This is a genomic window from Novosphingobium sp. FKTRR1, from assembly GCF_020404405.1.
In the GTDB taxonomy this organism is placed as follows: domain Bacteria; phylum Pseudomonadota; class Alphaproteobacteria; order Sphingomonadales; family Sphingomonadaceae; genus Novosphingobium.
In genome coordinates, this window is sequence record NZ_JAIZDA010000062.1 from 1 (window position 1) to 9,048 (window position 9,048).

Below are 9,048 nucleotides of genomic sequence, written 5' to 3' on the forward strand. Positions count from 1 at the left end.
CCCGCACCTTCCCGCATATGCTTGCGGCGAGCGGTATCAGTCCAGGGCATGTGCTTCCTCCATCGTCTCGACAACGACGCTGAATCACAACCTACTGATATCGCTCAACCACTTTTCGCTCGGGCTCTGACGCGCCAGCCGCTTTGCTACCATTCCCCCTTCATACCCCGGCTTGCCGAGCCGATCATACTGCCGCTAGCGATGGTCCGCTATTGGGCGTCAGTAACCAAAGCGCGACGGGTCTTCTAGAATGGTATCTGCTGACCAAGCGGCGTTCCCAACACCGACTTCATTCAGAATGTTGACCATCGTGACACGATCACCAGCCGTGGTGGCTACGTCGAATTCTGGCAATCGCCCAGCAGCATATAGGCGTTCATTCACTGTCATGCCCTCATTATAATTGCCGCCTGTCATGAGGACTTTCTGACGCTCGCAGCGAAGCATGGCAAGGGTCGCGATGAATGTCCGCAACTGGGGCGTAAGCCGCCTTAGGGGCAACGACCGCAATGCTGTCGTATCCGGAACGGTCGCTCAGGCCGCAGGCTGCGGACACCCCCCTCATCCAAACCCCCATCGCCCCGGGCTTGACCCGGGGTCCCGCTGCCTTTCTGTCCCATGGGCAGGACAAGGATCAGCGGCTGGGTTTGGTCTTGACCGCCCCCACAATGCGCCTCTTCGAAAAACCGCCAGAAGAAAAAGCGGGGCCCCGGGTCACGCCCGGGGTGACGGCTGTGGGTGCCATGCGATGGCCCCAGCCCCAGCCCCAGCCCCAGCCCCAGCCAGTGCTCCGGCGCGGGCAGTCGCGCGATGCCTCAGGCGGCGACGTCGCCCAAGCCGGTGGCTTCGATGCGCAGGCGGACGGCTTCGGCGGCGTGGCGGGCGCCCAGTTTGCCCATCATCTTCATGCGGTGGATTTCGACGGTGCGCGGGCTGATTTCCAGATCGCGGGCGATGGCCTTGTTGCTGCAACCTTCGGCAAGGCGATCAAGCACTTCGCGTTCGCGCAGGCTGAGCCGGGCGATGCGTTGGCGGGCTTCGGCGGAACGGGCACGTTGGGCACGGTGGGTTTCGGCTTCGCGGGAGGCCTTTGCCACCGCTTCGTTGAGGGGGGCAATCTGCTGCGGCACGCCAAGATAATCGAGCGCGCCAGCCTTGATCGTACGGACCACCGCTTCGGTGTTGGGTTCTTCGGCGATGGCGATGACGGGCAGCCATTGCCCGGCGCGCATCATCGCGGCGATCAGCGCGGGAACGCCCTCCCCCGGTGGACTGTCATGCGCGAGCACCAGCCCCGCAGAGGGAGCGTGACTGAGCAGCTCCTCCGCGTTGGCATAGATCTCCGCATGGTGGCCAGCGGCGAAAGCGAGACGGGCAAGCTGCGCACGGCGTGCGGAGTCGCCATCGAGGATATGGAGGGTGACGCGGTCTATCATGACGACGATAGAACCATGCCATTTGCGCGCACGCCAACCCGGTTAGTTTCGTTCTGAACCCAACCTGTATCCCCTAAGGGCGCTACTACCGCCGCCCCCTTAGGGAATTCGCCTCCACTTCCGAGGAGATTGCGCAAATTTGGTGAATATTGCAGACGGGGCGGCTGGTTCATGCCCCTTATCTGGCCCTATAAACATTCCCGAACCGTTGCCAACCATGGTCTACACCCTAACCAATATGGCTAGGTGGAATACCATAGTCAAATCACGTATCGGTGCGGTTCGGATCATTTCCGGGGTGACGGGTGGCGTCGACGATGACGTCCCCGGCCTACCCCCCCCTGCCCCAAACCGCAGCCCCAAACCCCCGCCCTAAACCGCCGCCCTAAACCGCCGCCCTAAACCGCCGCCATGTCGTAGGCCGGAAGGGCCTTGAACGCCTGGCGCAGGGCTTCGCTCCAGCCGGTGCTGATCGACGCGAAATAGGGGTCGCCCGCCTTGATCCGGCGGTGGTGCAGCGGGGTGAAGCCGTCGCGCGCGATGACCATCAAATCGAACGGCAAGCCGACCGACAAGTTGGCCGCCAGCGTCGAATCGAACGATACCAGCAGCAGCTTGACCGCTTCTTCGAACGGCATCGCCCGGTCATAGCCGCGCACGAGGATCGGCCGCCCATACTTGGTCTCGCCGATCTGGAAGAACGGCGTGTCGAAGCTGGCCTCGATGAAGTTGCCTTCGGGGTAGATCCGGAAGAGGCTGGGCTCCATGCCCGCGATCTGCCCGGCGACGATCATCGAGGCGGAAAAGACCTCGCCCTCCTCGCCCTCCATGCCACCGGCGCGCGCCTTGGCAATGACGTCGCGCAGCAGCGTGCCGATCTCGGTCGCCACCTGGAACATCGTCGGCGCGGTCAGGATCGACGGGTGTCGCTCGCCCGGCGCCTTGGTGCGCTCCTCGATCTGGCTGACCACCGCTTGCGTGGTGCCCAGATTGCCCGCGGTCAGCACCGTGATGATCCGATCACCCGGCACCGACCAATGGAACATCTTGCGGAACACGCTGACGTTATCGACCCCCGCATTGGTACGGGTATCGCTCATCAGCACGAGCCCGGCATCGAGCATCATGCCCACGCCATAGGTCATTGTCGTTCCTTCCCATCGGCAGTCCGCACCAGACACGCTGCCGGAAAGGAACGCCGGACCGCCTAGTGGTCCACCTTCTGCGCTTCGACCGCCAGCGTCACGTGCATCGATTCGCCGGGGGCGCCATAGCGCAACCCGGTGACCGGCGCTGCCTCCTTATAATCGCGTCCGCTGGCAAGCCGCACATATCTGGCATCGGGGCAGATCGCATTGGCGATGTCGAACCCGACCCAGCCCAGCCCGTCGACATGCGCTTCGGCCCAGGCATGCCCGGCTTCCTGCTGCACGCGGTCGTTCATCAACAGGTAGCCGCTGACATAGCGCGCCGGAATGCCCAGCGCCCGCGCCGCGCCGATGAACACATGCGCCTGATCCTGACAGACCCCGTGCCCGGTGCCGATCGCGTCCTCGGCCGTGGTTGCCGAATCAGTGTGCCCGGACTCATAAACGATCGTCGCGGCGACCAGCGCCGAGAGTTCGTGCAGCGTCTCCAGCCGGTCGTCGGCTTCGGGAAAGCCAGCCAGCAGCGCGTTGAGGCGCGGCCCCGGCCGGGTCAGATCGGTCTGCTCGACGAAGTGCCACAGCGGCAGATATCCGGTGTGCCGCCCGAACACGCCCGAGGAATCGAGCGTATCGACCACGCCCCGGCTGCGGATGGATACTTTCTCGGCATGCGGATCGAGCGCGATCAGGGTGACGTGATTGCCATGCGCATCGTCGAACGAAACCTCGGTCTGCGCGCCTTCCAGTTCGAGCGACCAGTCCGCCACCGTCTGGCTGCGACACGCCGCCGGTGTCAGCCGCAGCCGTTGCAGCCCATGCCCGACCGGGCCGGTGAAGTGGTAGTGCGTGGTGTGGTCAATGGCCAGACGCATAGCTGATGTCACTCCCTCCGTAGGTGGCTGATATTGCGCGGGAAACCCTTATTCGATGAACCGGTAGTCGCGCTGGATCTGCTGCGCGAGGCGGGCATTGCCAGCGATGAAGGTGCCGATGAACTGGTGCAGCCCCTGATCGATGATCGCGTCGATGGTCTGCGCGTGCATCCGGGCGTCCGCCTCACGCAGCAGATCGTGCGAGGCGACCTTGTCGCCATATTCGCGCGCCAGATGCGCCAGATTCGAGCGCAACTTGTTGTAGCAGAACGCCAGACTGCGCGGGAACCGCTGATCGAGGATCAGGAACTCGGCAATCCCGCGCGCATCGAGCCGCCCGGCGTGCAGCCAGCGATAGGCGCGCTCCCCTGCCACCGAGCGCAGCACGGTATCCCACTGCACGTTGTCGAGGCTCGACCCGACGTAGGACAGCGAGGGCAGCAGCACGTAATACTTCACGTCAAGGATGCGCGCGGTGTTGTCGGCGCGCTCGATGAACGTGCCCAGCCGCGCGAAATTGTAGATCTCGTTGCGCAGCATCGTGCCTTCCATCGCGCCGCGCACTTGCGTGGCCTGCAGCCGCACGGTGTCGAGCACGCTGCCCAGCCGCACCTCGTTGACCGGACGGGCCAGCATGTCGCGCAGCTTCATCCAGCTTTCGTTGACCGCCTGCCACACCTCGCGGGTGATGCCGGTGCGCACCATCCGCGCATTGGTCCGCGCGCCTTCGATCATCCGCAGCACGCTGCCGGGATTTTCCTTGTCGCGCAGCACATAGTTGAACACTTGCGCGCCGCCGTATTCGCCGCCGAAGCGCGCCTCGAACCCGGCCTGCAGGCCCAGCGTGATGATCACCGAGCGCCATTCGTCGCTGGCGTCGTTGGAATTGCGCGTCAGCGCCATGCGGAACCCCGCATCGAGCAGACGCACCGTGTTTTCCGCCCGTTCAAGGTAGCGGAACAGCCAGAAAATTCCGTTGGCAGAGCGTCCCAGCATCTAGTCGTCCAATACCCAGCTATCCTTGGTGCCGCCCCCTTGCGACGAATTGACCACGAGCGAGCCCTTCTTGAGCGCGACGCGGGTCAGACCGCCGGGGGTGATGTCGATGCCATTGGGGCTGACCAGCACGAACGGGCGCAGATCCACGTGGCGCGGCGCAAGGCCCGCCTTGGTGAAGATCGGCACGGTTGAAAGCGCCAGCGTCGGCTGCGCGATGTAGTTGTCGGGGTTGGCGCGCAGCTTCGCCTCGAACGCGGCGATTTCCTTGCGCGACGAAGTTGGCCCGATGAGCATGCCATACCCGCCCGAACCGTGGACTTCCTTGACCACCAGTTCGGCCAGGTTGTCGAGCACATAGCCCAGCGCATCGGCCTCGCAACAGCGCCAGGTCGGCACGTTCTGCAGCAATGGCTTTTCGCCGGTATAGAACTCGACGATCTCGGGCATGAAGCTGTAGATCGCCTTGTCGTCGGAAATGCCGGTGCCCGGCGCGTTGGCGATGGTCACCCCGCCCGCGCGGTAGACGTCCATGATCCCGGCCACACCCAGCACGCTGTCGGGATTGAAGCTGAGCGGATCGAGGTAATCGTCATCGACCCGGCGATAGATCACGTCGACCGGTTCATAGCCGCGCGTGGTGCGCATCGCGATGCGCCCGTTCTCGACGCGCAAGTCGCTGCCTTCGACCAGTTCGGCGCCCATCTGGTCGGCCAGAAACGCATGCTCGAAATAGGCCGAGTTGTAGATGCCCGGCGTCAGCACCGCGACCGTCGGCTTGTCGCCATCGAACGCGGGCGGTGCGCAAGCGGCCAGACTGCGCGCCAGACGGCTGGGATAGTCCGAAACCTCGCGCACCCGCACGCGGGTGAACAGTTCCGGGAACATCGCCATCATCGTCTCGCGGTTCTCGAGCATGTAGGAGACGCCGCTGGGCGTGCGGGCATTGTCCTCAAGCACCATGAAATCGTCCTCGCCCGTGCGGACAAGGTCGATCCCGACGATGTGGGTATAGACGCCGCCGGGCGGGGTGAAGCCCGCCATCGCCGCCAGATAGGCCGCGTTGCCTTCCAGCAGGCGCGCGGGCAGACGCCCCGACCGGACGATTTCCTGCCGGTGGTACAAGTCGTGCAGAAACGCGTTGAGCGCGCGCACCCGCTGGTCGATCCCGCGCGACAGCTTGCGCCACTGGTCGGCCGAAATGATGCGTGGCACCGGATCGAACGGGATCAGCCGTTCTTCGGCGTCATCGTTGCCATAGACGTTGAAAGTAATCCCGGTGCGGCGGAAAAAGGCCTCAGCCTCAATCCCCTTGCGGCGCAGCAGGTTGGGTGGTTGCTCCTCAAGCCACTTGGCATATCCGGCATAAGCGGCGCGTACTCCGCCGTCGGTATCAAGCATCTCGTCATATGACGAGGCCGAGGAGTTGGTCATAGGCACATCCCGTCTGGACCCCATTGCTTGCACAGGATTGGCGCCTCGGCAAGCACCCTTGCTGCACCTGCGAAACAAAGTTGTCGCCAATATTGCGCAAGCCTTCGTTTCGCGATCACGCAGGGCGGCGCCGGGCAAGATTGCGCGCCAGCACAAGGATCAGCACCAGCGCCAGTATCTCGAGCCCGACCAGCCCGACAAAACCGGCGTGGAACGATCCGGTCGCATCCTTGGCCATCCCCCACGCGATCGGGCACAGGAACGCGCCGACTTGCGACATCGTGTTGATCATCGCGGTGCCCACCGGCATGTCGCGCGGGGGCAGCATGTCGGTGCACACCATCCACACCGACAGCGTCACCGATCCCCACGCCGAGACATAGAGCAAATAGGCGATCAGCGAGGGCACCGGGCCAAGGTTGGCGGCAAACCCGACATAGGCCAGCGTGACCAGCGCCGTGCTGACGAACAGGAAGCGCACCCGGTTGCCGCTGCGGTCCGATAGCCAGCCGGTGAACAGCATCGCCGCCGCGCCCAGCAGCCCCGCAAAACTCACCAGATAGCCGACTTGCGGCAACGCAAGGCCGATGGCGCTGGCCAGAATGCGCGGCTCAGACAGGGTGAAGGTGTAGTACGTCGCCGTCGTCAGCAGGCCGATCGCGCCCAGCAGCAGCACCATCGGATGGCGCAGCGCGGCCAGCAGGTGGTGCTGATGGCCACCCCCCTGCCCAGCCGCCTGTCCAGCCGCCTGCCCAACGCCCTGCCCAGTTCCCTGCCCCTCCAGCTCGCCCGCCAGCCATGCCTTTTCGCGCGCATCCAGCCAGGACACCGAGCGGAAATCGCCGGGCAGCAGCGCCAGCACCAGCAGCCCGACCAGCACCGAGGGCAGGCCCTGCACCAGAAACAGCCACTGCCAGCCCTTCATCCCGGCCACCCCGTCGAGCGACAGCAGCCAGACCGAGGCGGTGCCCAGCACCACCCGCGTCAACGGGCCGGAGATGTAGAAGCGGCTGATCGCACGGCCCCGCGCCTCTTTGGGGAACCATTGCGACAAGTACAGGATCACGCCGGGAAAGAAGCCCGCCTCGCAAATTCCCAGCAAAAAGCGCATGGCATAGAACTGCATCGGCGTCTTGACGAACAGCATCCCCGCCGCGACCAGTCCCCATGTAATCATGATCCGCGCGATCCACTTGCGCGCGCCGACCCGGGCAAGGATCACGTTCGAGGGGATCTCGAACAGCGCATAGGACAGGAAGAATATCCCTCCGCCGATGCCATAGATCGTCTCGGAAAAGCCAAGGTCGGCATTCATCGTCTTGGCCGCGAAGCTGATGTTCGACCGGTCCATGAACGCGGTCATGTACGCCAGCCCCAGCAACGGAATGATCCGCCACCCAGCCTTGCGCAACACGCGCGCGCCGATGGCGTCGCCTGCCTCCGATCCTGTCATCCCGCCCCCGCTCGTTGTCATGCCACCAACATGCACGCACAGCCGAGCGGCGCAAGCGGGGATGGGGAGGGGGGCATGGAGCCAACCGATTCAAAACACCCAATCGCCGGAGCGCGCCCGCTTGCGACACTTGGGGATTGGGTAAAGTGTCAGCGCAAGTCCGTAACTCAAAGTGTCACCGTAACTTTGAAAGTTCAGGAAATTCCGCCGATATCCTTTTCAAGATCCGACACTTCTCTTGCAATCAATTTTTTAAATTCTGCGTCTATGCTTTCTGGGTTCCAAGTAGCAACAATCTCTTTCAAATTATTAGAAAGTGCGCATATCGCTTCTATTTTTTCGTCGTCTGTGAATTTCATAAAATTTGGAATATATTTTGTCTCATTGAGATTGTATCGAATCTCATGGTAACTTTTGACAAACGACTTTAAATTAGAAATCCCCTTTTTGGGGAAACCAGCCTTCAGCATTTGATTTTTTACGAAAATATCGAGCGCCCTTAATTGCGAAATATTCTCCGTTCTAGAAAAAAACATCATCCAACCCCGTTTCCTCTCGTCAAATATGCATCCGGTTATTTTTAAATTCAACTTATATAAAGATCTGTCGTATTCCTTAGAATATTTATATTCAGTCACTATTTTTAGAATATTCTTAAACATCCTATCATACGACGACTTACGTATGGATAAGTTGTTTTTTTCGATCCGGTAACCTAGAAAGTCAATCCCTTCTTGGAGCGACTTTATTTCAGTTTTGCCGGATTTACCCTCCCGATGAACTCGCAATCCCTTTCTGCTCAAAGATCGAGACAGGCTATTAAGTGCCTTTTTTGCCTCATGGGTTTTAGTTATGCAAAGTATATCATCAACATATCTAAAATAATTCAGAGATTTGGCGGACTTTCCTGAATCAAGACTTGCCATGTATATTTGAGACAGTGCGTTTGAGATGCTTAATCCTTGCGGGATACCTATCTCTGGCGCAGCCATACTTGATCCTGTTGCAGTCCTTACTGCTCGCATACAAAGATCAACAACCAAATCACTAAGCCCGGCACCCCTCAAAGCTCTCTCAAGCAGATTATGACGTATACTTGGGAAAAAATCTCGGACATCCAGTCGTACAAATGACGTATCATCATCAGACAGCTTCGCTAATTTAGCCACCTGATCTACCAAGACATGAGGTGTATTGTTCAAGGAATATTTTGCAAAATTATGCAAAACATCACAGATACTTCGAAGTACTAATCTATCTCTTACAGTTGGGATTGATATTTGGCGTGGATTTCTATCGTGGCCGCGTGCTATCAGGCGCTCTTTAAAACACGTGAACTTATAAGTGCCGTCGAAAATTTTTCTCTCGATTAATGGTATCTCGGATTCGAGCATTTCGAGATAGCGCGGGCCGCGAATTCCATCCTTACCCGCCGCTTGGGATTGGGAAATTTTCTCATGGAATAGCTGCGTTAGCTTATCGGCGCGGAAAAAGTCCGCCTGCTCTAAAGCTGGAGCCGTCGCTCCCAACCCTGCGAACAAATCCATTTGCAAATTCAATTACTTTCAGCGGAAACAATTAAGAGCCCGATTCAGAAGTTGATCAAATTTGACAGTATCTTGCGGTTCTGCGCGTGAGCATGCGGATTGAGGCGATGAGGGCCCATGCGGTGGATGACGCGATGGACCTTTCCCAATCCTTTGCCAGCC

At 60.5% G+C, this 9,048-nt stretch carries 8 protein-coding genes and 1 pseudogene; all 9 read right to left on the reverse strand.

Annotated elements, in window-relative coordinates; genetic code table 11:
* Positions 1-219: 219 nt before the first annotated feature.
* Positions 220-417: a hypothetical protein gene (locus tag LDN95_RS22345; protein WP_226019721.1), complete on the reverse strand. Its 198-nt coding sequence runs from the start codon at positions 415-417 to the stop codon at positions 220-222.
* Between the two features lie 398 nt (positions 418-815).
* Complete coding sequence (locus LDN95_RS22350) at positions 816-1,436, reverse strand: response regulator transcription factor (protein ID WP_226019722.1); 621 nt, start codon at positions 1,434-1,436, stop codon at positions 816-818.
* 398 nt (positions 1,437-1,834) lie between these two features.
* A complete protein-coding gene (locus LDN95_RS22355) occupies positions 1,835-2,581 on the reverse strand; it encodes a peptidase (RefSeq protein WP_226019723.1) in 747 nt (248 codons plus the stop codon).
* Positions 2,582-2,643: 62 nt separating this feature from the next.
* A complete protein-coding gene (locus LDN95_RS22360; protein ID WP_226019724.1) occupies positions 2,644-3,456 on the reverse strand; it encodes a transglutaminase family protein in 813 nt (270 codons plus the stop codon).
* A gap of 48 nt (positions 3,457-3,504) precedes the next feature.
* On the reverse strand, positions 3,505-4,452 hold the full coding sequence (locus LDN95_RS22365; protein WP_226019725.1) for an alpha-E domain-containing protein: 948 nt from the start codon (positions 4,450-4,452) through the stop codon (positions 3,505-3,507).
* Positions 4,453-5,886 carry a circularly permuted type 2 ATP-grasp protein gene (locus tag LDN95_RS22370; RefSeq protein ID WP_226019726.1) on the reverse strand — a complete coding sequence of 478 codons (1,434 nt, stop codon included), beginning with the start codon at positions 5,884-5,886 and terminating at the stop codon, positions 4,453-4,455.
* A gap of 115 nt (positions 5,887-6,001) precedes the next feature.
* Positions 6,002-7,360, reverse strand: coding sequence for an MFS transporter (locus tag LDN95_RS22375; RefSeq protein WP_226019727.1), 1,359 nt, complete (start codon positions 7,358-7,360; stop codon positions 6,002-6,004).
* A gap of 173 nt (positions 7,361-7,533) precedes the next feature.
* Complete coding sequence (locus LDN95_RS22380) at positions 7,534-8,886, reverse strand: RNA-directed DNA polymerase (RefSeq protein ID WP_226019728.1); 1,353 nt, start codon at positions 8,884-8,886, stop codon at positions 7,534-7,536.
* A 55-nt stretch (positions 8,887-8,941) separates the two neighbouring features.
* Positions 8,942-9,048 (reverse strand): annotated as a pseudogene (locus tag LDN95_RS22385) (IS5/IS1182 family transposase); the annotation flags it as partial.

Bases quoted from the DNA above. Each gene is read 5' to 3' on its own strand.
- LDN95_RS22365 (WP_226019725.1), bottom strand. From the start codon at position 4,452: ATGCTGGGACGCTCTGCCAACGGAATTTTCTGGCTGTTCCGCTACCTT.
- LDN95_RS22375 (WP_226019727.1), bottom strand. From the start codon at position 7,360: ATGACAACGAGCGGGGGCGGGATGACAGGATCGGAGGCAGGCGACGCC.
- LDN95_RS22355 (WP_226019723.1), bottom strand. From the start codon at position 2,581: ATGACCTATGGCGTGGGCATGATGCTCGATGCCGGGCTCGTGCTGATG.
- LDN95_RS22380 (WP_226019728.1), bottom strand. From the start codon at position 8,886: ATGGATTTGTTCGCAGGGTTGGGAGCGACGGCTCCAGCTTTAGAGCAG.
- LDN95_RS22370 (WP_226019726.1), bottom strand. From the start codon at position 5,886: ATGACCAACTCCTCGGCCTCGTCATATGACGAGATGCTTGATACCGAC.
- LDN95_RS22345 (WP_226019721.1), bottom strand. From the start codon at position 417: ATGACAGGCGGCAATTATAATGAGGGCATGACAGTGAATGAACGCCTA.
- LDN95_RS22350 (WP_226019722.1), bottom strand. From the start codon at position 1,436: ATGATAGACCGCGTCACCCTCCATATCCTCGATGGCGACTCCGCACGC.
- LDN95_RS22360 (WP_226019724.1), bottom strand. From the start codon at position 3,456: ATGCGTCTGGCCATTGACCACACCACGCACTACCACTTCACCGGCCCG.